Here is a 24,218-nt window from a genome sequence, read left to right on the forward strand (position 1 = left end):
TGCCGCCGGGGCACAGGCTGTTATAGCCTCAGTGCCGCCCTCTCCCGCCCGGACAGGCGAATCAGCAGGGCCTGGCGTTGCTCAGTCCTTTGCTTGGCCAATACCACGGCTTGCGCCTCGTACTGTGCACCAAACTCCGGATAGCGATCCTCCAGGACTTCGGCCTCGCGGGCCTGGGTCTGGGCCAGCGTCGTAAAGTCAGCCGCGTATTGCTTCTGCACGTAGTCGACCCAGTACTGGCGCGTGACCAGATCGCCCGTGAACGCCTCGGTCGCCTCCCGGGCGACGATGCTGGCGTAGGCCTGGTCGATATCGGCCTGTTTCACTTGGGAAAGGTTGCGGTACAGCATGCCGGACGGCTGGCGCGGCAGCTCCAGGCGCTGGGCCAGGCCGATGCGATAGGCCAGGCGAATTTCCGCCGGGTCAACACTGGGCTTGAGGCTGATCACGCGGCTGGCGGTGGCTTCAGTCTGCTCCAGGCGGATCATGCTTCTGGCCAGCTTGAACAGCGCCGCGCCTTCTTTCCCGGGTTCCACGGTTTCCAGGGCCTTGAACTCATAGACACTGACTTCAAGGTCGCTGAACAGCAGGATCCAGCCGTCACCGCAGGTCGCGTTGATCCGCATGCCGCGAGCCTTGCCGAACAGTTGCTCGCGCAACGCCGGACGTTGCTCGGCGGCCTCCAGCACCTCCCATACCCGGCGCGTCAACTCAGGGCGGTCGGTGATGAAGTCCTGGGCGTTTTTCAGCTGGGAAATGATGTAGAAGAAATCCTCACTGTCGTCAGCGCTCTTGAGCGACTCCCAGACCGCGTGTTTGCTGGAGTCGGCCGCCACGCCAGCAAACCACTGGGCCTTCTGTGCCGCGGGCGTCAGCAGCTCCGGATGCAGCTCACCGCTCAGATCCGCTTCCTCGTGACTGGTACTGAGGAGGAAACCATCGAGCTCGCGATCAATTTGCTCCCGGGTATAACCCAGGCCGAAACCCGTTTCCTCCAGGAACTCGCTCAGACGCTCGAACACACGTTCTTCCAGGCCGTTGTCCGTCAGGTTGGTGTTGCTCATCAGGAGGTTGTACCGGGACAACAGGGCATCGTCCGGGATGGTCTCGATCTGGTTATTGCTGAGGTCGAGGGTGCGCAGTCGGGGCAGTTCCAATACCCCGGTCGGCCATTCCTCCAGGACGTTGTTGTGCAGGTCCAGGTTTGTCAGCCCACGCAGGCTGCTGACATCCAGGCTGGCCAGGGTGTTTCCGCCAAGGTCGAGCCATTCCAGCGCGCTTAACGGGCCAAGCAGTGCCTGTAGCTGCGCGGCATCGCGCAAATCATTGTAGGTGGCTTCGAGATGAGTCAGCGCCGAGTATTGGTTGATCACCTCGGGCAGGTGCGCCAGGCCATTCTTGTTGAGCACAAGCCGGCGCAGGTGAGGAAAGCTGCCCAGGAACCCAATGGACCCCTGCTCCGTCAGCTTCACCTCGGTGAGGTCGAGCACGCTGACGTGGCTCATTGAAGCCGGCAACGCGGGCAGGTCGCCCAGATACAGCCCGGACAGGTCCAGTACCTCGCGCCCGTCAACCGGCGGCACCTCCGGCCGGGCACGCAGGTTGTGGCGCCAGCTTTCAAGGAGCCGGCCGGCGGCACGACGACGGTCGAGGGCACTGACCCAGCCGCCCCCCTCGCGATAACCTTCGATGTCGATCCAACTGTTCAACACCCGGCTCAAGCGTTGATGCTCGGCGTGCAACTGCACCAGCCGCGTGTCGACGCCGGTGGCGCCCAGGCCGGCGGCCAGCCATTCATCGATGCGCGCCACCGCTTCGGTGCTGCCCAAGGCGGGATCCAGTTGTTGCAGGCGTGCAGCGGGAGTAAGGCGCGCTTGCGCGTCGGCGCTCTCGATGTGCAGGGGCAACAGCAACTGGCCGGGGTCGTCCGCGACCCTGACCGGGAAATATTCCGGATCGCCACCGGTCCGGCCGATGCGCAGCTGTTCCTGGGGAATGCCCAGCGGCTTGTGCAGGTAGATTTCCGGCCCCACCAACGGCAGTAATTCCACATCAAGGCCCAATGGATTTTCCCGCAGGGTGCGCTGTGCAAAGACCAGGATGTCGGCGCAGGCCCTGGCAGTCAGTCGGCAACCCCGCAGGTTGCTCTTGAGCAACAGCCTGTCGTGGCCGGTGAGCGCGTGGGCGGGCACCCGGGTGATAGCGCTGTGGCTCAGGTCCAGGCTCTCCAGGACTGGCAAGTCCAGGACACCCTCGGGCCATTCGGTGATTCCAGTGCGGCTGAGGTTCAAGTGGCGCAAGGCGTTGAGGCCACGCAGGTCCAGGCTCACGACGCGGTTGTATTGCAGGTCCAGGGTTTCAAGGGACCTCAGGCGGCTCAAGCGTTGCTGGATGGACGGGATGATGCTCAGTTGGTTGTGGGAAAGATCCAACTGGCGCAGGGCGGTGAAGTTGTCCAGGGCCGAAGGCAGCTGTGCCAGGTTGCTGGCACTGAGGTTCAAGTCTTCAATGGCGTTGAATGCGCCGAGAAAGTCATTCAGCGCCTCAATGGAAACCCGAGTGCCGCTCAGGTTGACCTGTTTGACATGGGCGAACGCGGCCGCCGGCAACCCGGGCAAGTCGCCCAGCACGCCCCCCGACAGGTTCAGTGTGGCGGTCGGCACGTTGGAGCGCGCCGACATGCCCGACGGCGCAAACCGCGGCCCCAGGCCTTCACGCCAACTGTCCAGGAGCCGCTCGGCGGCGCGCTGGCGGTAAAAGACATCCACCTGCCGACGGTCAACCCGCAACTCCCTGGCCGCCCACCCCTCCAGATCCCGGCTCAGAGCGAGCTGTTCGTCAAGTACCTGGTGAGTGCGGGCCAGTATCTGTTCAGTGGTCAGCCCCTCCAGTTGGAACTGAGATATAACGTCTATGCCAAACCCCCAGCGCACATCTTTCAAGCGGTCCATCACGCCCTCACAGTAACCCTGCACCAGGGCTTGCTCATTGAGCAGATGAGCCGGATTGCCCCGCACGTGTTCATACACCGCCATGAATTCCTGGCGATCAAACGTGGCCCACCGCAGGTTCAAGCCTCGCCACAGGCGTTCATGCCCGGCGAACATTGAGGCGGGCACTGAGCGGATGTTTGTCCGCCACAGGTCCAGTACTTCAAGCCGCTCAAGCGAGGCCACTCCCTCTGGCCACTCCTGCACCGAGCCCTCCACGCGCAGCGAGCGCAAGTGCGTAAGGGGGCTGACGTCAACGCTTTGCGAGACACCCTCGACTGTCAGGTTCTGCAAACGCTCCAGCCCCCCCAGGCGCTGCATGAACGCCGCCGGATAGGCCATATCGCGAGCGTTTAACGTCAGTTGGGTGAGCCCGGCAAAGCGATTCAATCCGCCGACCAGCTCGATGCCTGGCGTTGCCTCAAGGAACACGGCAAGGTGTTGCACGCGGGAAAACTGCTCCGCCAGCCTTACGCCCTGCTCACCCGATAATGCCTCGGCCCGCACGATCAGCAACTGCACATGGGAAAAGTCTGCGCTCAGCCGTGGAAGGTCCGTCACGCTGCCCAGCGACAGGGTGCTCAGGGGCGGCCGCTCGCGGTAAATCCCCTGGCGCCAGCAACTGATGAGGTCAGCCACCACCCGTTGTTGCTCCCCGGCTCCGCCCGGTTGCCGTGCCGCTCCGGCGATCCACAGATCAAGTTCCGCCTGCAACCGGTCAAACTCACGTTGGCGATTTCCCAACAAGGTGAAGACCTGCCGGGCGCTTTCACCTGCATTCAGTCGACTCAAGACAAACTGGCTGGCCTGCCCGGCGTTCAGGTTGGGATAGAGCGCCTGCACCCTCGCCGTCAGCGATGCATCCACCTCAAAGCCCGTGCCCCGACCGCTCAACGGGAAGCCCAGGATGCCCCCCATGCCTGTCAACACCGGTCGCGAACGCGGCGCGCGCAGGCCAAGCACTTTGGACATCTCGCTGCGGCGGCTGGTGGCATAACCGGCCACCGCTTGTTGCAGTTGCCGGTCCAGGGTTTCCACAGGCATGCCCAAGCCAGGTCGGGCCTCAGCGGGGATCGCATGCACGACGGACTGGAAGAAATTTCGCCGCCCGGTGGTCCGGCTGCTCAGCGCGACACCGCGATCGTTGTAGGCCTGGAAGGTTTCGCCCTGCTTGACCAGGTATCTGCACAGCGGGGCATCTTGCGAGCCAATGCTGTTCAGTAACGGTCCTTCGACAGCCTGAACGCGCACTTCCAGGCGCAGGTTGGTGGGCCAGCCCGGCAAGTGTTGCAAGCAATGCAGGGCCAGGCGGTCGGTGTCGGCACCGGCGTCGGCCTGACGATGCAGCCCCGCCAGTGCGCGACTCAGGCGACCTTGTTGTACCGCCCGGCGAGCGGCATTATCCAGACGCGCCGACGCGCCACGCTGACCGCGCAATTGCAGGCGCTCCGATCCACTGGCGGTATCGAGAATCTCCCGGATGGCTCGCCTGGATAATGCCGGAAACCGCCGTTGCAGCACCGCGCCTTCGGCTGTCAGCGCCACCGTACCCGCCGTTGGCTCGCCGCGGAACTGATCCACGGTGTCGGCAAACACGGCAGGCAGCGGCTTGCCTTCGATGTACGCGGTGCGTAACACGTCAACCTGAACCCCGCTGACATCCGCGATGATGCCCAGGTTCGTATCAGAGAATCCCTCAGTGGCAGGCCCCAGGCGTCGCAGCAGGGTCAGGCGGTCCCAGTTAGAAGGCTGCTCATGCACATGCCGCCAGGCACCGGCGTTGTTGTGTTCAAGGATCGGTTGGTAAGCCTCGGGATTTTCCGGGTGTTTGATCCGCCACTTGCGGATTCGGCTGTCGAAGACCTTTTCATGCAGGTTTTCGCCGATGCGCACATAAATCTTGCCACCTGTCTCGTACTGGCCCCGGGCATTGGGCTTGAGTGCCGGGGCCAGTACCACTTCGCTGCGGTACGGCGCCAGGTCCGGTTTCCACAGCCGAGCCTCACCATTGGGCAGTTTGACCGGTACCAGGCCATCCACCCAGCGGGACACCTGGATCTGCGGCGCGCGGCTGGCCAGGGCCGTCGAACCGCCGAGGGCGGCCATGAAGGCCACGTTCAGCGCCACCGACTCCAGATGCCCCCAGGCGGCATCCATGTCGCCTTCCTTCCACGCCTCGATGCCATGGTAGACCTCCAGGCCCAGCTGCACAGCCGTAACCGCCAGCATCACCTCCCCCAGGCCGGGCACGACAAAGGCCGCCACGTTCAGCACATTCAAGCCAATACTCAGCCAATGTTCGTGGCGTTCCTGGGCAGCCTTGCGATCCGCCTCGGCGGTGGGTACGGCGAGCGTCCTGGCGTTATCTTTCAGGCGTTGCAGGTGGTTGTCATAGAGCGCTCCGAACAGCTCGCCACTGATCAGGGTTTCGCGGCGCGCCAGGTTGATGTTCGGGTCGTAGATCTGCTCCATGTAGCCTCTGGAATTCCACTCGAAGGTAAAGAGCCTGGTCTTCAGTCGCTGCAGGAAAGCGGGGGCTTCGTCTTGCGGCACCAGGCTGGCAAACAGCCGCTGATACTCCGGGGAGCGCAGGTTGATCGCCAGGTCCGCCTCGAACGCCTTCATCGACGGGTATTCCTTGAGCGGGCACAACGGCGCCCCGGGGATCCACGCCACCAGCCTCTGCTCGGCCGCGGCCGGCACCAGCAACTCCCCGAGCGAGGCGCCGGGCACCAGCGCAGTGCCCCAGCCCGACTGCTGCCGGGCATCTGCCATCGCGCCGACGCCCGGACCGATCAGTACGACTTCACCCACCTTGCAGCCGAGAATCGCCAATTGGCTGCAGGCAACGGGCTTGCCATCCAACTGCGGCCGTTCGGTACCGGCCAGCAAGGCGTTGAGCATGGCATAGGCACTGTCGCTGATTTCGCTCTTCATCCGCGCCGTATGCAGCCTGACGGCCAGCAGTTTCTTGTTCGCGTCGATCATCTGCTCGCGCACCACAGCCTTGGTGCCCGCGTCCTCGAACACCTGCTGCAAATGCGCCTGGTATTGCTGCCCCAGGTCCAGCGTGCGGCAGAGCGCGGCAAACTGGACCGGGGTGACAGCGAGCTTTTCGCGGTAGCGATAGCGGGCCCGGCGTGAATGGTCGTTCAGAATTTCGCCGTAGTACTCGGTGAACAACGCCCCTTCGGGGGCCAGCGCGCTGGTTTGCTCAAGGGCGATATCGGCAAAGTCTTCATTGCCTTCAAAGTTGAGCAATGCCGCCTGCAACAGCGAATGCTGTTGCGGCACCTGACGGTAACGCAGGTAGTGCAACTGGTGCTTGTGGACGTCCGGTACCTCACCGAACCGTTTGCGCCAGGCGTCTTCCAGCAGCGGCTGGGCGAACTCGGTGATGCCCTTGAGGCCGTCGAGAGTCTTGGCCAGCCGCTCGTGGGCGCGGCGACTGGCCAACTGGCTGTCGGCGAATGCCTGGCGCAACCCCTGGGCCGCGTTACTGAGCCAGGCAGGTGGTGCATCCTCGGGGACGCGCCCGGGCAGCAGGCCCGGCTTCAAGCGTCGGATGTCCGCAGCCGCGCTGCGGGCAATCCAGCCGGACAAGCTGTTCTTGATCAATGCGGTGTGTAGCCCCTGCTCTGTCGGGGCGGGTAAGGTTGGCATGCGCTCGTTCCTGATGACTCTGTTAAGGAGTCCCAGTACAGCGAACGGGCCAACCGCCAGGGCGGTAGATAGCTACAGCCGGTGTTTTGCGGGAACTTGGCTATCCTCATCCATGGGTTTGATCCCTACCGCGAGGCCTTTATGGACGATTCCAACAACAAGCCACCGACTTTCTGGCAGATGCTTCACAGCGTGATGGCAGCCGCCTTCGGGGTGCAGAGCGGGAAGAATCGCGCCCGCGACTTTACCCATGGCAAGCCCAGCCACTTTGTCATCCTGGGTATTGTGTTTACCGCCGTGTTTGCCTTGACCCTGTTTGGCATCGTCAAGCTGGTGCTGCACCTGGCCGGTGTTTGAAGCCGGTTAATGCATCAGCAGTTGCAGGCTGAACGGGTAGCGATAGGTGGCGGGCTTGCCCTGGGCTGACAGTGCTCGAAAGTCGACGCCGTAGTCCTCGCGCCCCTGCATCTCTAAAAGGCGCGTCGCGTGTGGCGGATCAATCAATCGAAAGAGCCCAAGCTTGCGCTCACGCCCACCGTACTGCGCCATGCCCAGGCCGCGGGCATCGTCATGCAGCACCACCATCGCCCAGCCGCCAAGGGTGAAATGCCCGGCCACCAGCACACTCAGGCGCCCCTCAAGGCGCGCCTGCAACGCTTCGGGCGAACTGTTGACCGCGCTGAACAACACGTCCGTGCCCGGCGTGCGCCCGCTGCCTTTGAGTGCATCCATTGCCCCCAGCGCCATTTCATCGTTGGCCGCCCACACCAGCGCGGTCTGCGGGTAGCGTTTGAATAACTGCGTGGCCTGGTCGAAAGCGCGCTGGCGACTCCACTCGCCATACACCAACTGGCGCAGGCGCACCTGCGGATGATCCGCCAGGGCGCGCTGCAAGCCCCGCTCGCGCAGTTGCGCGGCGGGAGTGGTCTTGGCCCCGGAGAACGCGATCAGGTCGAGGGTCTGGCCGGGGGCGACAGGCCCATGCAGGCGCAACAACTGGGTGAGCATCAAGTAGCCCGCCTGTTCGTCGTCGGCGACCATGCTGCCGATCCAGTTGGGGTATCTGCCGGCGTCCAGCAGTTGAGTCTGGTCCGCGGTCAGCGCGTTGTTGACGATCAGCAGCTTGACCCCGCTGCCCTGGGCCAGGCGCAAGATCTGCGGGGCAATGTACTGCTCGTTGACCAGCACCAGGTAGTCCGGGCGCTCGGCGCCTTGCAGGGCTTCACGGGCCTGCACCAGCGTGGTCTCGGGGTTGCGCTCGGAATAGCGCACACGCAAATCCAGGCCGAGGTCCCTGGCGGCGGCCTGCATGAATTGCGCGTAGCTGACCCAGAAGGTCTCGGTCGAATTGCCAGGGTTGAGAAACACCACCGACGTCGCCTGGGCGATGGCCCAGAACGGCATGCTCAGCACCAGCAAGCACTTGCAGAGAACCTTCAACATCGTTGCCTGAGCCCTTCGGAATGACGGCCCATGATAATGGCATCAGGCCGGTCAATCTCGGCTAATTGCCGATTGTCGACAACAAGGCTCGATAACGCCCTTTTATTGATGGCTGACCCAGAACACGGCAGTGGAAACCACCAGGATAATCAAGAACAGAATGGCCCACGCATCGACACTGCTGTCACTTTTGCGGGCTTTGGTCGGATTGCTCATAGCATCGCCTCTTGTCGGTTTTATAGGTGATTGCACAAAGACACGAGCACAGTAAAGTTCATGATTGCCCGCATGACAAATGTGGGTATCGCGATAACCGTTCTCATTAGGCCATTTGGTTATTTGCATATACTCAAACATCACTTTTGCGCATAAACGCAAACTGGTATCGTGCGCCGGCTCCGTTGGGAGTGCGCGGCCGTGCGCGCAGATTTGCCGAGAACAGGACCTATATGTACGTATACGACGAATACGATCAGCGCATCATCGAGGACCGCGTCAAGCAGTTCCGTGATCAGACCCGACGCTATCTGGCAGGTGAACTGAGCGAAGAAGAGTTCCGCCCTCTGCGCCTGCAAAATGGCCTTTATGTTCAGCGCTTTGCGCCGATGCTGCGGGTTGCCGTGCCTTATGGCCAACTGACTTCCCGTCAGACGCGCATGATGGCCAAGATTGCCCGCGACTTCGACAAGGGCTACGCCCACATCAGTACTCGCCAGAACGTTCAGTTCAACTGGCCGGCCCTGGAAGACGTGCCGGACATCCTGGCTGAATTGGCCACTGTGCAGATGCACGCCATTCAGACCAGCGGTAACTGCCTGCGCAACGTGACCACCGACCAGTTCGCCGGCGTTGCCGCTGACGAGCTGATCGACCCGCGCCCATGGTGTGAAATCGTCCGTCAATGGACCACCTTCCACCCGGAATTCGCCTACCTGCCGCGCAAGTTCAAGATCGCCATCAATGGCTCGACCTCGGACCGCGCCGCCATCGAAGTGCACGATATCGGCCTGGAGCCGGTGCACAACGCGGCGGGCGAGTTGGGCTTCCGTGTGCTCGTCGGCGGTGGCCTCGGTCGTACGCCGGTAGTGGGTGCCTTCATCAACGAATTCCTGCCGTGGCAGGACCTGTTGAGCTACCTCGACGCGATCCTGCGGGTCTACAACCGCTACGGCCGTCGTGACAACAAGTACAAGGCCCGGATCAAGATCCTGGTAAAAGCGCTGACCCCCGAGGTGTTCGCCCAGAAAGTCGACGCCGAGATGGAACACCTGCGCGGCGGCCAGACCACCCTGACCGACGCCGAAGTGCACCGCGTTGCCAAGCATTTCGTCGACCCGGACTACAAGGCCCTGAGCAATCAGGACGCCGCGTTGGCCGAGCTCGATGCGCAGCACCCGGGTTTCGCCCGCTGGCGCACCCGCAACACCCTGGCCCACAAAAAGCCGGGCTATGTGGCCGTGACCCTGTCGCTGAAACCTACCGGTGTTGCACCGGGTGACATCACCGACAAGCAACTGGACGGCGTCGCCGACCTGGCCGAGCGCTACAGCTTCGGCCAACTGCGCACCTCCCACGAGCAGAACATCATCCTCGCCGACGTTGAACAGTCTCAACTGTTCACCCTTTGGGGCGAGCTGCGCGAGCAGGGTTTTGCCACGCCGAACATCGGCTTGCTGACCGACATCATCTGCTGCCCGGGCGGCGACTTCTGCTCCCTGGCCAACGCCAAGTCGATCCCGATTGCCGAATCGATCCAGCGCCGTTTCGACGACCTGGACTACCTGTTCGACATCGGCGAGCTGGACCTGAACATCTCCGGTTGCATGAACGCCTGTGGTCACCACCACGTCGGCCACATCGGCATCCTGGGCGTGGACAAGAAAGGCGAAGAATTCTACCAAGTGTCCCTGGGTGGCAGCGCCAGCCGCGATGCGAGCCTGGGCAAGATCCTCGGCCCGTCCTTCGCCCAGGAAGCAATGCCTGACGTGATCGGCAAGCTGATCGACGTGTACGTTGAACAGCGCACCGAAGATGAGCGTTTCATCGACACTTACCAGCGCATCGGCATTGACCTGTTCAAGGAGCGCGTCTATGCAGCGAATCATTAAGAACAACGAAGTCCTCGACGAAACCTGGCACCTGCTGCCCAAGGATGCGAGCTTCGATGGCATCTCCAATTGCGACGACCTGATCGTGCCGCTGGCCCTGTGGCGCGAGCACGCTCACGCCCTCAAGGCCCGCGACGGCGGCCTGGGTGTGTGGCTGGACGCCGATGAAGAAGCCGAAGAGATCGGTGATGACGTGGAGCACTTCCAGGTCATCGCCCTGAACTTCCCGGCCTTCACCGACGGTCGCAACTACTCCAACGCCCGCCTGCTGCGTGACCGTTATGGTTACAAGGGCGAGCTGCGGGCGATTGGCGATGTGCTGCGCGACCAGTTGTTCTACCTGCGCCGCTGCGGGTTCGATGCCTTCGCCTTGCGCGCGGACAAAGACCCGTATGAAGCGCTGGAAAGCCTCAAGGATTTCTCGGTGACGTACCAGGCCGCGACGGATGAACCGTTGCCGTTGTTCCGCCGCCGGTAAGCTCGCGTCAATAAAAAGCCCCGACCAGTCGGGGCTTTTTGCATTCAGGCGGTGGGTTGCAACGCGAGTTGCACTGCACCATCGACACTCAACCCGCTGATCAGCACCTGGGGCGCACACGCCTCAGGCAGCGTCTGCAACACCTCCTGCGCCTCATGCCGTACGCGGGCCAGCACCAGGCATTTGCCCTCCCCTCGCACCTGTACGAAAAACGCCTGCAACGCCTCGATGCTGGTGCCGTCCAGGTCGGGGGATTCTTCCAGGCTGAGCACGATGGTGTGCAGCGGTAACGTGGAATGTCGCATCAGGCTCAACACGGCCCCCAGCACTCGCTCGGCATTCGCGAAGAACAGCGCTTCACTGGGCCGCACGATCAGCACGCCGGGGATCTGTTCGGCGCTCGGGTGATGGAGCAGCTCGACAAAATCATGCCCACCGTCAATGCGCCCCAACTCGCGCACGTCCGCCGACGACATCTGGCGCAACATCAACACCACGCTGATCCCGACCGCCACCAATAACCCATCCAGCACCCCCAGCACCAACACCGCCGCCACCGCGCAAATCACCAGCAACCGGTCGCGCCGCCAGGAGAAATAGCGGCCCAGGGGCTGCAGGCTCAAGCCACGGCCCAAGGCGTAAATGACGATGGCGGCAAGCACCGGCTCCGGCGTCAATGCCACCAGCGGCAGCACCGTCAGCACGATCGCCAGCACCACCAGCGCCGCCACGGCGCCCGCCAGCCGCGAGTTGGCACCCGCCGCCTCATTGGCCGATGTCGCCGAATACCCGGCGCCAGTGGGCATGCCCTGGAACAGCCCGGACAGCAGGTTGGCGGCCCCCAGCGCCAGCAGGTCACGGTTGGATGACACGCGATCACCATGCTTGAGGGCGAAGGAGCTGATGGAGCCGTAGGACTCGGCGTAAAGAATCATCACCATGGCAAACGCCAACTCTCCCAGGCGCAGCCAGTCGGCGAACGGCAATACCGGCAAATGCGCCAGTTCCAGACGCAGGTCGATGACGCCGATCAACGCCACGCCATGGGCCTGCAGATCCAGCCACTGGCCGGCGGCAATCCCGAGGATCACCACCAGCAACCCGCCCGGCAGGCGCCGGACTCGCGCGCATAGCCAGAGCAGCAGCAACGCGATGCCCGCGACGGCAGCGGCGGCCCAGTTCCAGCGCGGCAGTTGCTCCAGGAGCTGGGGCAGGAAGCGAATCAGGTTGTTGTCGGTCAGGTGCACGCCCACCACGCTGGCCAACTGCTTGAGGATGATCGTCAGCGCCAGGCCAAAGGCAAAGCCACGCAACACCGGCTTGGCGATAAACGAGGTCAGCCCGCCCAGCTTGAGCATCCCGGCCAACAGGAAAAACGCCCCCGTCACCAGTACCAGGCCCATTGCCAGGCTCAGCCTGAGTGCCGGGTCGTCTCCCGCCAGCGTTGCCGTGGCCGCCGCCAGCACCGCTGCCGAGGACGATGTGGCAGAGACAATCGCGAAGCGGCTGGTGCCAAACAGGCCGTAGCACAACAATCCGGCAAACAAGGCGATCACGCCCGCCTGGGGCGGCAACGCGGCGATGCTGGAATAGGCCACGGCCTCGGGCAGCAACAGGCCGGCGATGGACAGGCCGGCCAGCAAGTCTTGTGCACGGTTCGGCGTGGTGTCGCTCTCAGGCTTGGTGTTCAATCCCTAATTCCCTGGCAAAAAAAACGGCCAATCCGCTGTCTGCGAATTGGCCGTGATCATTGCACTGAAACCGGGTGCTGTCAGGACACCAGCGAATAAATCAGCGCGGTAATCGCCACCAGGCCCACCGCCGTGACGAACACGTTGGACGCCTGGCCACGGTACTTGGCCATCGCCGGTACCTTGCGGATCGCGTACATCGGCATCAGGAACAGGATCGACGCAATGATCGGCCCGCCCAGGGTCTCGATCATGCCGAGGATGCTCGGGTTGAGGGTCGCGACGATCCAGCACACCACCAGCATGAACGCGGCGGTCATGCGATCCAGGGTCTTGGCAGCCGGGCGACGGCCGCTTTTGAGCACCAGGCCCTTGAGGCCTTCGCTGGCGCCGATGTAATGGCCCAGGAACGACTTGGCAATCGCCACAAACGCGATCAGCGGCGCGGCGAACTCGATGGTCGGGTTGCTGAAGTGGTTCGCCAGGTAGGACAGGATCGACAGGTTCTGCGCCTTGGCTTCGGCCAGTTGCGCCGGCGACAGGGTCAGTACGCAACTGAACACGAAGAACAGCACCATCACCACCATCAGGATGTGTGCCCGGGACAGGATCTGCGAGCTGCGTTCCTCGGCGTGTTCGCCGTACTGGCGCTTCTGGTCCACCGCAAAGGCCGAGATGATCGGCGAATGGTTGAACGAGAACACCATCACCGGAATCGCCAGCCACAGGGTATGCAGCAGCGCCGACGGGGCCGGCACGGTGCTGGCGGTGCTGAGGATGCCGCCGTTCCAGTGCGGCACCAGGTACACGGCAAGGAACAGCAAGGCGACGATAAACGGATACACCATCAGGCTCATGGCCTTGACGATCACCTGCTCGCCACACCGCACCACGGCCAGCAGGCCGAGGATCAGCACCAGCGACAGGATCGCCCGCGGCGGCGGCGCGATGTGCAGTTGATGCTCCATGAAGCTGCCGACGGTGTTGGTCAGCGCCACGCTGTAGATCAGCAGGATCGGGAAGATCGCGAAGAAGTACAGCAAGGTGATCGCGGCGCCGGCCTTGAGGCCGAAATGTTCTTCGACCACGTCGGTGATGTCCGAGCCTTCACGGCCCGAGAGCACAAAGCGGGTCAGGCCACGGTGCGCGAAAAACGTCATCGGGAATGCCAGCAGCGCGAGGATCACCAACGGCCAGAAGCCGCCAAGGCCCGCGTTGATCGGCAGGAACAAGGTGCCGGCGCCGATGGCCGTACCGAACAGGCCGAGCATCCAGGTGGTGTCCTGGCGGCTCCAGCTTGTGAGGGTTGCAGGTGTCGTTGCGTAGCGTTCGTCGACGCTATTGGCCTGATCATTCATCCGTTCGGATCTCCGCATTCACTCAGTCGAGACGAGTCAGAAAAACCTGACAGGCAGCGCCACGACCGAAACAGGGGCGCGATTGTCCGGGATTCGCTTGAAGAAGCAAAGACTTAGCTGAGGAATGGTTGTGCAGTGCAGAGGATTGAAGACGTTTCCGGCAGGGTCAATTTTACATTTCATAAGAAATCTATTTTATAAATTCATCACGTCATGTATTTTTAAAGCACGCCTCTCACTGGACTACCTGCCATGCCAATCGTGCGCATCGACCTTCGGAAAAACCCCGACGTCACCTACGCCAAGCGCGTCGGCGTATTGATCTACAACGCCATGCACACGGCCATCGGCGTGCCTGAACACGACAACTTCCAGATCCTCACCGAGCACGATGAACACCACTTCATCTATGACCCGGAGTACCTGGGCATCCAGCGCACCGACAACCTGGTGATCATCCAGATCACTCTGAACGAAGGCCGCAGTACCGAGCAGAAAAAGCTGTTGTACAAGACCATCGCCGAGAGCTTGAACCGTGAACTGGCGGTGCGCCTGGAAGATGTGTTTATCAGCCTGGTGGAGGTCAAGAAGGAAAACTGGTCGTTCGGCAACGGGATCGCGCAGTACGCCAGCTAAACGTTTTATGATGCCACCCATCCCTGCCACCACCTGATCCAGAGAGCCCTCGATGCCACGCGTGTCCCGCAAACAAGCCGAACTCAACCGCGAAATCATCGTCGAGGCCGCCACGCGGCTGTTTCGTGAGCGGGGCATCCATGGCATCAGCGTGTCGGACGTGATGGCCGCCGCCGGGCTGACCCATGGCGGTTTCTACGGGCACTTCGAGTCCCGTGAGGCGCTGGCCACGGAAGCCTGCAACCGGGCATTCGAACAATCGAGCGAGCGCTGGCAGGCCAGGGTCGAGCAAAGCCCTGATCCCGAGGCTGCGCGCCTGGCGTTGATTGATCCGTATCTGTCGGCCGCCAATCGTGACAACCCCGGGGACAGTTGCCCGGTTGCGGCTTTTGCCGGGGAGATGTGCCATGAAGCCGCCGACAGCGCGTTGCAACGCAGCTTTATCCGGGGCTTTGAAGCGTCCATGGGCATCCTGGCCGCTACTCAGGCCACCGGAACCCCCGAAGGTGACCGGCAGGCCGCCATTGCCCAGTACGCGACGATGGTAGGCGCCCTCACCCTGGCCCGTGCGACCAAAGGCAACGGCCTGTCTGATGAATTCCTCGCTGCCGCCAGAAATCTCCTGATCCCGGAAAAAAACCTCGGCTGACGCGTTGACAGCCAAACGCCAGCGCCAGCATGATCGGCCCATGAACCTTATTCAGCTGGCCCTCACCCGCACCACCACCACGACCGCTTCCGGCGGGTCGTGTGGTAGCGGTGAGTGGCGCGCAAACTAAGCCACCCGGATTTACCCAAGGCCCCGCCAGCAATGGACGGGGCCTTTTTATTGCTCCGCCATCTGGCAGACACAAGGAGCAGTACCATGCCTGACAACAAGCGCCCCGCCCTGCTGATCATCGACATGCAGACCGGTCTGTACGGTGGTCCGGAAAAACCCTACGAACACCAGCGCATACTCGACAACATCAACCAGCTGATTCAGCGCGCCCGACACGCTGGCGTGCCGGTTTTCGCTGCACGTCACACCGGCCCTGCGGGTTCGCCCATCGAGGTGGGCAGCCCGTTTTGGCAACTATGGCCAGCACTGGAGGTTGATGAAGCTCGCGACACGGTTTTCAATAAAACCCGGCCCAGCTGTTTTCTCGGCACCGAGCTGGCGCAGCAACTGGCGGCGGCACAGGTGAATGAACTGGTGATCGTCGGGATGAAAACCCAGTACTGCATCGACACGACGTGCCGAGTGGCCGTGGAACTGGGGTTCTCGGTGCTGCTGCCGGAGGATGCCCATACTTGTATGGACACTCCGGCGTTACCGGCCGCGGCGATTATCGAACATCACAATGCAACCCTGGCCGGGGCGTTTGTGCAGCGCGTGAAAGCTGACGATATCTACTTCTAAAGCCTGGAGCTTTACCTACGCCGTGGTTCTCAATACGTTGCGCAGTTCGCCATTGATCGCGCTCTGCGCAACAGCCAGTTGCTCCATCAGATCAACAGCCGCGTGCGCCGTTAACGCAATAACTGGACGGTCCCAGTCGTAATTTCTTATTACATTGATGCGGAACCGACCATGGGTATCGAAGGAGGGGTACCAGCCGACATCCAATATAAGCCCATCGGCGTATTCAACCTGAAGCATGTCCTCTTTCAACAGGTGGGCCTGACTCTCCATCGCCCCATCCTGCAAGATGGAGAGATCATCATGGGTGACGTTTCCGTCAATAAAGCCTAGTGAGATCAACTTGTTAACCTCCTGAATTCCTGCTCGGAAATCGGATGACCATGTATGACGCCCGCGCTTGACTCAATTCGAACCCAGTAACTGGGTTTGCCTTCACTGGCACCTATGACTTGCGGGTACTCCCTGAGTTTCCAGGGTTTTGCATGAGTGCTTGGCACTCCATTTTTATAGGCTTCTCGCTCAAGCTTTTCAATATTTATACCGGGCTTGTATTTGGCCGGGCCGTATCGGGTACTGCTGACAATATCTTCCCAAGCTAGGTTTTTTGATGGGCTGTGCTTGTAGCCATAAGGGGTCCACTCGACGATTTCGGGGGTGGCAGGAACATGCATCCATGACGTCTCTGCTAAGGAAAGTCGTCGAAGTCTGCGGCAGTAAAAAGGCCTGGGACGAGCGGTCTGGAAAATCAGATTAGGCTGGTGAGAAATGAAATTTTTCTGCGGTAAAGAAACGATCGGGACTACAAATCCCGCATAATCCAAGCCTCTAATCCTTCAGGAAGAACCTTCCGATGCCCGTCACCGTTCTGGTCCTGGTTGAAACCATCAACGACTACCTGCCGATCATCGAAGGCAATGGCTTTCACGTGATTCTTGCGCCCACCCCGGCCGAACGCGCCAAGGCCATCAAGACCCACGGCGGGCAGGTCCAGGCGGTGCTGACCCGTGGCCCGCTGGGCCTGTACGCCGAGGAAATCGCCGCGCTGCCGCTGCTTGAGATCATCTGCGTGATCGGCGCCGGGTATGAACACGTGGACCTGCAAGCCGCCAGCAACCGTGGAATCGTGGTCACCAATGGCGCCGGGGTGAATGCGCCGTCGGTGGCCGACCACGCCATGGCTTTGTTGCTGTGCCTGGTGCGGGACATTCCCCGGGCGGACGCAGCAGTACGGCGCAGCGAATGGCCCAAGATAATGCGCCCTTCCCTGGCCGGCAAACAGCTGGGCATTCTCGGCCTGGGCGCCGTGGGCCTGGAAATCGCCAAGCGGGCTGCCCTGGGTTTTGGCATGGAGGTGAGTTATCACAACCGCCAGCCCCGCGAAGATGTGGACTACACCTACTGCGCCACCGCCGTGGAACTGGCGCGGGCCTCGGACTTCCTGATCCTGGCCACCCCGGGCGGCGCCAGCACGCGACATTTGATCGACCGCCAGGCCCTCGACGCACTGGGCCCCAACGGTTTTCTGGTGAACATCGGCCGCGGCAGCGTGGTGGTCACCGCCGACCTGATTACCGCCCTGGAGCAACGGCGCATCGGCGGCGCGGCGCTGGACGTGTTCGACGATGAACCCAACGTGCCCGACGCGCTCAAGCGCCTCAGCAATACCGTGCTCACGCCCCACGTCGCCGGCCTGTCACCGGAAGCCGCCCATGACACCGTGCAGCGCGTGGCGGACAACCTGCTGGAATACTTTGCCGGCCGCCCTGTGCTGACGCCCGTGGCACTGCCTCCGCGAAAATAATGGCCAATAGCCATAAATCCTCGCAAAACCTGACTACACTGCCTGAGGGGATATTCAGGATGCCGGTACTGGATCGGCGAAGGAACGCAGGATGGTTTGCCAAGGACCCGGCTCGGCCCGCCAACGCGGCGCGATAGGACTGATGGGTGCGATGACCCTGGGGATCGCACTGTTGTTCCTGTTGCTGGTGGTCGACAGCGGCCGGCTGTACCTGGAAAAGCGTAAGCTGCAACGGGTTGCCGACACCGCGGCGCTGGAAGTGGTCACCCGCGGCGGCGCCTGCGTGACGCCGAATACCAACGCCGCGCAATTCGCGATCCAAAGCGCAGCCCGCAATGATTTCCCGCTCAACGCAGACCGTACCCTGGCGACCACCTGTGGCACCCTGGTCACCGGGGCTGACTTCATGCGCGCCTTCAGCCCCAATCCCTCAAGGTCCGATGCGATCCAGGTCATCGCCACCCACCGCGTCGTCACCAGTATCGCCAACCGCCTGTTCATGCTGCTCTCCACCGGCCCTTTCGAGCCGACCATCCGGTTGCAGGCAGTGGCCGTGGCCGCCGTGCCCGCGCCACCGGTGGCCGTACTGACCATCCGCAGCACCTTGCTGACCGTGGACAGCACCAAGTCCGCCGCACTCAATGCGTTGATCGGCGGACTGCTGGGGGGCAAATTGCAACTCGACGCGGTGGGCTGGAAGGGGCTGATCAATACCGATATCAACCTGCTCAGTTACCTGGACGCGCTGGCGATTCAATTGAAGGTCAGCGCCGGCAACTACGACGAGTTGCTCAAGACCGACGCCAGCGTCGGCGATCTGATCCAGGCCGCGATAGATGTACTCAAGCTGGGGGGCGATGCGGTCAAGGTGGTGATCAATAACCTGGAAGCGATCAAGCTGATTGCGCCCGGCACCAAGATCCTGCACCTGGGCGACCTGCTGACCATCCAGAACGGCACCGACAAGAGCGCCCTGGACGTTAACCTGCAACTGTTCAACCTGATCCAGGGGTTTGTGCAACTGTCGAACAAGTACAACGCGGTCGCGGTGGAGCTACCGGTGGATGTGCTGGGACTGCTGAATATCACGGTCAAGACCAAGGTCATTGAACCGGCACAGGTTTCCGCCATAGGTAACCCCAAGCTGATCGCCACCCAGCCGATCTACGTCAGGACCGCGCAAGTCAGGACGTTGATCTCGGTGAAACTGCCGGCAATCGGCGCGGTGAACGATTTACTGGGCGGGGTAACGGCGCTGGTGGGCATCTTGTTAGGCAGCTCCTTTGACCCCAAAATCGGCCAGCAAATCGATGTAGCACTGGAAGCCGCCAGCGGCAGCAGCACGGTCACCGGATATCGCTGCAACGGGCCTGCGGACAAAGCCTTGTCGGTGCTCGGTACCACCTCGGCGGTTAGGCTGATGGTGGGCCAGATCGACCCAAAAAACCTGTTTTCCTCCACAGCACCACTGAACGTTGACGAATTCCCATTACTCGACCTTGGGGTGAAGACCTGTAGCAACGGTGTCTGCGATCCCCGGCAACCGTATGGCGTGGGTGGCATCAGCCTGAAGATCGACAGCAGCGTGGCCAAGACCGTCCGGAACCACACTTACCTGTCGCCGCCCGAGGTGAAAAGCCCCCCGGACTACTTCAGTTTCAGTTCCAACAACGTGGTGGGCAGCTTGAGCAACACCCTCAATGGCATCCAGTTGATCAACCATCCACCGACACAGGGCGGACTGATTGGGCTGGTGCTGAACCTGGTGGTCGGCCTGGTCACCGGCGTACTGAATCTGCTCAGCGGCATCATCTCCGGACTGCTCAGCCCGCTCCTCGACCCGCTGGTCAATAACCTGCTCGCCGGCCTGGGCATCGACCTGGCAAAAGTCGAAATCGGTGCCAACCTGTCCTGCAACCCCGGCGGGCGCGCAGTTCTGGTGATCTGAGCACATCAAGCCCGCTGATCATCGGCCAACACGCTAACCTATTAAGCCGCCCCAACCTTGTGGCTTGGCGGCCGCGCGCATTAGATTAGCCAATAGTCCAAGGCCTTAAGAATAAGCAGAAGGGATAAGCATGGCGCTTAATGACCAATCGACCCAGATTCGCCCCGGCGAAGAACTTGATGCCAGCCTCATCGATCCCTACCTCAAGGCCCATATCCCGGGCTTGAGCGGCAGCGTCAAAATCAGCCAGTTCCCCGGGGGTGCCTCCAACCTGACGTACCTCTTGGAATACCCCGGCCAGGAATTCGTGCTGCGCCGCCCGCCCTTTGGCCACAAGGCCAAGTCCGCCCACGACATGGGCCGCGAATACCGGATTCTCAACCAGCTCAAGGACGGTTTCCCGTACTGCCCCAAGGCTTACGTGCACTGCACCGATGAGTCAGTGATCGGTGCCGAGTTCTACGTGATGGAGCGGGTCAACGGGATCATCCTGCGCTCGGACCTGCCGCCGGAACTGGGCCTGGACGCGGCGAAAACCGAAGCCTTGTGCAAAAGCTTTATCGACAAGTTCGTCGAGCTGCACCAGGTCGACTACAGCGCCTGCGGCCTGGCCGACCTGGGCAAGCCCGAAGGTTACGTGGAGCGGCAGATTCGCGGCTGGAGCGACCGCTACGAAAAAGCCCTGACCCCCGACGCCCCAAGCTGGGAAGCGGTACGTGCCTGGCTCAACGACAAGATGCCGGCCGACCACCCCACCTCGAGCATCGTCCACAACGACTACCGCTTCGACAACGTGATCCTCGACCCGCATAACCCGATGCAGATCATCGGCGTGCTGGACTGGGAACTGACCACCCTCGGCGACCCGCTGATGGACCTGGGCAACACCCTCGCCTACTGGATCGAAGCGGCCGACCCGGCCCCGGTGCAACTGATGCGCCGCCAGCCGAGCAACGCCCCAGGCATGCTTACCCGCCGCCAGTTCGTCGACTACTACGCCGAACGCTCCGGGATCCAGATCGACAATTTCGACTTCTACTACACCTACGGCCTGTTCCGCCTGGCCGGCATCGTGCAGCAGATCTACTACCGCTTCTTCCATGGCCAGACCCAGGACAAACGCTTTGCGCAGTTCATTCACATGAACAAGCTGCTTGAGCAGATGAGCCTGAATGTCATCAAACAGTCTTCCCTCTGACCCTCTTCAAGGAAAAACCATGTCCAAGACCCAACTGTTCGACCTCGACGGCAAGATCGCTTTCGTTTCCGGCGCCAGCCGCGGTATCGGTGAGGCCATCGCCAAGTTGCTGGCCCAGCAAGGCGCCCACGTGATCGTGTCGAGCCGCAAGATCGACGGCTGCCAGCACGTGGCCGACGCGATCATCGCCGACGGCGGCAAGGCCACGGCAATTGCCTGCCATATCGGCGAAATGGAACAGATCACCAACGTGTTTGCCGCGATCCGCGAACAGTTCGGCCGCCTGGACATCCTGGTCAACAACGCCGCCACCAACCCGCAGTTCTGCAACGTGCTGGACACCGACCTGGGCGCATTCCAGAAGACCGTCGACGTGAACATTCGCGGCTACTTCTTCATGTCGGTGGAAGCCGGCAAGCTGATGCGCGAGAACGGTGGCGGCAGCATCATCAACGTGGCCTCGATCAACGGGATTTCGCCGGGCGTATTCCAGGGCATCTACTCGGTGACCAAGGCCGCCGTGATCAACATGACCAAAGTCTTCGCCAAGGAATGCGCGCCGTTCGGCATTCGTTGCAACGCACTGCTGCCGGGCCTGACCGACACCAAGTTCGCCTCGGCACTGGTGAAGAACGACTCGATCCTGAAAATGGCCCTGGCGCAGATCCCCCTCAAGCGCGTGGCCGACCCGAGCGAGATGGCCGGCGCGGTGCTGTACCTGGCCAGCGATGCGTCGAGCTACACCACCGGTGTATCGCTGAATGTGGACGGTGGTTTCCTGTCCTGATTCGGCTGGCGGGTGACTTGCGGTAATCTTGCGGGTGATTGCTTGCCTCTGGATGAAACATGGAACTGCACGTCGTTATCAAGGGCCGCAAGGACCTGGCCGAACAGCTTTACCAGCAATTGCGCACGGCCATTGAGTCGGGACAACTGGTGGCCGGGTCGCAATTGCCTCCCAGCCGCTTGCTGGCCCTGCAACTGGGCGTGTCGCGCAAGACAGTCTCAGACACCTACGCGGCGCTGACCTACGAAGGGTTGTTGGTCGGCAGGATCGGCCGTGGCACGTTCGTCAACGCCTGGGCCACGCGCCGCGAACACCTGCAAAGTGCCGCCGACCTTGCCTGCGCCGCCAACCTGGCCAAGTGGCAAGCCCTTCCCGCGCCCATGGGTCACCCCAACCGTGAAACCCGCCCGAGCCGGGACTTTATCGGCGGTGCCACCGCCCGCAGCCAGTTCCCCCAGGATGAATGGCGGCGCTGCACCCTCGATGCCTTGCGCCGTATCTCACAGGACAGCGGCTTCTACAGCCGGCCGGAAGGCTTGCCGGCCCTGCGCAATGCAATCGCCGGGCATATCGCATTTTCCCGTGGGGTCAGGTGCAGCGAAGACGACATCGTAGTCACCAACGGCGCCCAGCAGGCGCTTGACCTGATCGCCCGCGTGGTGCTGGAACCGGGCACCGTCGTCGCCATGGAAGACCCCGGCTACACCCCGGTACGACTGATGTTCGACGCCATGGGGGCGACCGTGGTGGGCGTGCCGGTGGACGAACACGGCCTGCGGGTCGACTTGATTCCCGACGGCGCGCGGCTGATCTACGTGACACCGTCCCATCAGTTCCCGCTGGGCATGCCCATGAGCGTGCCGCGCCGTGAGGCGTTGCTGGCACGTGCGCTGGCGTTGGGCGCCATCGTGATCGAGGATGACTACGACAGCGAATTCCGCTACGAGGGCCGCCCCACCGACTCCCTGCAAAGCATGGACACCCGCGGCGTGGTCGCCTACGTCGGGACCTTCTCGAAAACCCTGCTGCCGGAGTTGCGCCTGGGCTACACGGTGTTGCCGCCGGCGATTTTCGGCGCGGTGCTCAAGGCCAAGCAACTCACCGACCAGCACAGCTCCACCCTGCCGCAATGGGCCCTGGCCAAGTTCATCAGCGAAGGCTACCTGCTCAAGCACATTCGGCGCTGCCATGGGGTATATGCCGGGCGCCGGGAACGGATTCTGCAGCGCCTGGCGGGGGACCTCTCGCCGTGGTTCGACGTGGTGCCCACCGTGGCCGGGTTCCATCTGGCCGCACTGTGCAAGGTGCCGGTGAATATTCCGCAGCTTACCCAATTGGCACGGGAGGCTGACGTGGGGCTCTATCCGCTGAGCGTGTTTTTCCACGACACACCGGTACGCGAGGGACTGAAGATCGGGTTTGGCGCGATCGAAACCCTGGACATTGACCCGGCGCTGGACGTGGTGCGGGATATCCTGCGACAAATTGGCTGAGGGAATTTCCGCCGGATTGGCTATTGGTCAAATCCGGATCGGGGCCTAGGGTGAACGGGTCTCGACTCACTCGGAGCCTCACCATGAAAGTACTGCTCGGCACCACCCTGCTGCTGGCCTCGTTAAGCGCCTTTGCCCACGACCCGGTGTACAACCAGGAAAAGATCAACGTGTTGCAGGAACACGCCCTGGCCAACGTCCCCGGCAAGAAAACCGTGATGCTCACCGTGGACTACGCCCCGGGCCAGGCCACCGTGCCCCATAGCCACACCGGCACGGCCGTGGCCTATGTGCTGGAAGGTGCAATCACCTCGCGGGTCAACGATGAAAAGGCGATCACCTACAAGGTCGGCCAGTCGTTCTATGAACCTGCCGGCTCGCGACACTTTGAATCCAGCAATGCCAGCCAGACCCAACCGGCGAAACTGCTGGTAGTGATGGTGATGGATGACAAGGCCGACGTGCTCACGCCGCTGCCCCACTAACCCGCGCCACCGCACCCTCCTGTGGGAGCTGGCTTGCCTGCGCCCACAGTTTTAACCGCGCACAGTCAGTGGCTCAGGGTCGTTTGAAGTGGTGGCGCAGGTGTTCGATTCGAGGCCGGCAGGTACAGCCTTCAAGGTGGTCGTTGACCATGCCCATCGCCTGCATGAACGCATACATCGTGGTCGGGCCCACATAGCTCCAGCCACGTTTCTTCAGGGCCTTGGACAAACGTGTTGACGCGGCTGACGTGGGGTTGGCCGTCCAGTACGCCATGTCCACCACCGCCGGGCGCTCATCGGCGGCCGGTTCAAACGACCACAGCCACGCCGCCAGCGAACCGGTCTCATCCACCAGCTCACAGGCGCGCCGGGCGTTGTTGATGGTGGACACGATCTTGGCGCGATTGCGCACGATACCCGGGTCGGCCATCAATCGCTCGATGTCCTGCTCGGTGTACTGCGCCACCCGGCGAAAATCAAAGCCCTCGAACGCCCGGCGAAACGCCTCGCGCTTGCGCAGGATGGTGATCCACGCCATGCCGGCCTGAAAACCTTCCAGGCAAATCTTCTCGTACAGCGCAATGTCATCGGCCACCGGCACGCCCCATTCGTGGTCGTGGTAATCCGGGTACTCCGGCGCCGCCGTGCGCCACGTACAGCTGGTGACGCCCGCCGCGTCCGTGATCAATCCTGGAATATCCATAACTCACCCTGTGAACCAAGCCCGGGATGAT

The 24,218-nt window shown here is 62.2% G+C and carries 19 protein-coding genes; 12 read left to right on the plus strand and 7 right to left on the minus strand.

Annotated features, from left to right (window positions below; genetic code table 11):
- Positions 1–20: 20 nt before the first annotated feature.
- Complete coding sequence (locus tag HX811_RS21715; RefSeq protein WP_256344456.1) at positions 21–6,653, minus strand: NEL-type E3 ubiquitin ligase domain-containing protein; 6,633 nt, start codon at positions 6,651–6,653, stop codon at positions 21–23.
- Positions 6,654–6,794: 141 nt separating this feature from the next.
- Here HX811_RS21715 and HX811_RS21720 point away from each other — a divergent pair, with 141 nt between their 5' ends.
- Positions 6,795–7,010: a DUF2970 domain-containing protein gene (locus HX811_RS21720; RefSeq protein ID WP_008432997.1), complete on the plus strand. Its 216-nt coding sequence runs from the start codon at positions 6,795–6,797 to the stop codon at positions 7,008–7,010.
- A 6-nt stretch (positions 7,011–7,016) separates the two neighbouring features.
- Here the strand turns inward: HX811_RS21720 and HX811_RS21725 are convergent, their stop codons facing one another.
- Positions 7,017–8,096, minus strand: a complete 1,080-nt coding sequence (locus tag HX811_RS21725) for an ABC transporter substrate-binding protein (protein WP_177047326.1) — start codon at positions 8,094–8,096, stop codon at positions 7,017–7,019.
- A gap of 449 nt (positions 8,097–8,545) precedes the next feature.
- Here HX811_RS21725 and HX811_RS21730 point away from each other — a divergent pair, with 449 nt between their 5' ends.
- Both HX811_RS21730 and HX811_RS21735 read left to right on the plus strand, forming a co-directional pair.
- The gene (locus HX811_RS21730) at positions 8,546–10,204 is read left to right on the plus strand and encodes a nitrite/sulfite reductase (RefSeq protein WP_003210800.1); all 1,659 of its coding nucleotides are present in this window, start codon (positions 8,546–8,548) and stop codon (positions 10,202–10,204) included.
- The gene (locus HX811_RS21735; RefSeq protein ID WP_003210798.1) at positions 10,188–10,682 is read left to right on the plus strand and encodes a DUF934 domain-containing protein; all 495 of its coding nucleotides are present in this window, start codon (positions 10,188–10,190) and stop codon (positions 10,680–10,682) included. The genes HX811_RS21730 and HX811_RS21735 overlap by 17 nt, the downstream gene beginning before the upstream one ends.
- Before the next feature lie 44 nt (positions 10,683–10,726).
- Here the strand turns inward: HX811_RS21735 and HX811_RS21740 are convergent, their stop codons facing one another.
- Both HX811_RS21740 and HX811_RS21745 read right to left on the minus strand, forming a co-directional pair.
- Positions 10,727–12,373, minus strand: coding sequence for a SulP family inorganic anion transporter (locus HX811_RS21740; RefSeq protein WP_177047328.1), 1,647 nt, complete (start codon positions 12,371–12,373; stop codon positions 10,727–10,729).
- An 80-nt stretch (positions 12,374–12,453) separates the two neighbouring features.
- A complete protein-coding gene (locus HX811_RS21745) occupies positions 12,454–13,731 on the minus strand; it encodes a serine/threonine transporter (protein ID WP_102604662.1) in 1,278 nt (425 codons plus the stop codon).
- Between the two features lie 252 nt (positions 13,732–13,983).
- Between HX811_RS21745 and HX811_RS21750 the strand changes: the two genes are divergently transcribed.
- The 3 genes from HX811_RS21750 to HX811_RS21760 all read left to right on the plus strand — a co-directional run bounded on the left by HX811_RS21750 (position 13,984) and on the right by HX811_RS21760 (position 15,769).
- The gene (locus HX811_RS21750; RefSeq protein WP_003210790.1) at positions 13,984–14,367 is read left to right on the plus strand and encodes a tautomerase family protein; all 384 of its coding nucleotides are present in this window, start codon (positions 13,984–13,986) and stop codon (positions 14,365–14,367) included.
- Positions 14,368–14,419: 52 nt separating this feature from the next.
- On the plus strand, positions 14,420–15,016 hold the full coding sequence (locus HX811_RS21755; protein ID WP_102369272.1) for a TetR/AcrR family transcriptional regulator: 597 nt from the start codon (positions 14,420–14,422) through the stop codon (positions 15,014–15,016).
- Between the two features lie 216 nt (positions 15,017–15,232).
- Positions 15,233–15,769: a cysteine hydrolase family protein gene (locus tag HX811_RS21760; RefSeq protein ID WP_177047330.1), complete on the plus strand. Its 537-nt coding sequence runs from the start codon at positions 15,233–15,235 to the stop codon at positions 15,767–15,769.
- Positions 15,770–15,784: 15 nt separating this feature from the next.
- Here HX811_RS21760 and HX811_RS21765 read toward each other — a convergent pair whose 3' ends face one another.
- The gene (locus HX811_RS21765; RefSeq protein ID WP_177047332.1) at positions 15,785–16,111 is read right to left on the minus strand and encodes a hypothetical protein; all 327 of its coding nucleotides are present in this window, start codon (positions 16,109–16,111) and stop codon (positions 15,785–15,787) included.
- Positions 16,108–16,593, minus strand: a complete 486-nt coding sequence (locus tag HX811_RS21770) for a hypothetical protein (protein ID WP_177047334.1) — start codon at positions 16,591–16,593, stop codon at positions 16,108–16,110. Before HX811_RS21770 ends, HX811_RS21765 begins: the two co-directional genes overlap by 4 nt.
- A 29-nt stretch (positions 16,594–16,622) precedes the next feature.
- Between HX811_RS21770 and HX811_RS21775 the strand changes: the two genes are divergently transcribed.
- The 6 genes from HX811_RS21775 to HX811_RS21800 all read left to right on the plus strand — a co-directional run bounded on the left by HX811_RS21775 (position 16,623) and on the right by HX811_RS21800 (position 23,484).
- Entirely contained in the window at positions 16,623–17,573 is a 951-nt protein-coding gene (locus HX811_RS21775; protein ID WP_087692887.1) for a 2-hydroxyacid dehydrogenase, read from the plus strand.
- A gap of 91 nt (positions 17,574–17,664) precedes the next feature.
- Positions 17,665–19,521 carry a pilus assembly protein TadG-related protein gene (locus tag HX811_RS21780; protein WP_177047336.1) on the plus strand — a complete coding sequence of 619 codons (1,857 nt, stop codon included), beginning with the start codon at positions 17,665–17,667 and terminating at the stop codon, positions 19,519–19,521.
- 130 nt (positions 19,522–19,651) lie between these two features.
- Positions 19,652–20,719: a phosphotransferase family protein gene (locus HX811_RS21785; RefSeq protein WP_003210778.1), complete on the plus strand. Its 1,068-nt coding sequence runs from the start codon at positions 19,652–19,654 to the stop codon at positions 20,717–20,719.
- 19 nt (positions 20,720–20,738) lie between these two features.
- Positions 20,739–21,506, plus strand: a complete 768-nt coding sequence (locus tag HX811_RS21790) for an SDR family oxidoreductase (protein WP_003210776.1) — start codon at positions 20,739–20,741, stop codon at positions 21,504–21,506.
- A gap of 59 nt (positions 21,507–21,565) precedes the next feature.
- Complete coding sequence (locus tag HX811_RS21795) at positions 21,566–22,999, plus strand: PLP-dependent aminotransferase family protein (RefSeq protein WP_008433026.1); 1,434 nt, start codon at positions 21,566–21,568, stop codon at positions 22,997–22,999.
- Positions 23,000–23,082: 83 nt separating this feature from the next.
- Positions 23,083–23,484 carry a cupin domain-containing protein gene (locus HX811_RS21800; protein WP_003210770.1) on the plus strand — a complete coding sequence of 134 codons (402 nt, stop codon included), beginning with the start codon at positions 23,083–23,085 and terminating at the stop codon, positions 23,482–23,484.
- A gap of 73 nt (positions 23,485–23,557) precedes the next feature.
- Here HX811_RS21800 and HX811_RS21805 read toward each other — a convergent pair whose 3' ends face one another.
- A complete protein-coding gene (locus HX811_RS21805) occupies positions 23,558–24,187 on the minus strand; it encodes a DNA-3-methyladenine glycosylase I (RefSeq protein ID WP_102604667.1) in 630 nt (209 codons plus the stop codon).
- Between the last annotated feature and the right edge of the window lie 31 nt (positions 24,188–24,218).

The sequence above is a fragment of the Pseudomonas sp. F8002 genome, from assembly GCF_013385495.1.
Lineage (GTDB): Bacteria > Pseudomonadota > Gammaproteobacteria > Pseudomonadales > Pseudomonadaceae > Aquipseudomonas.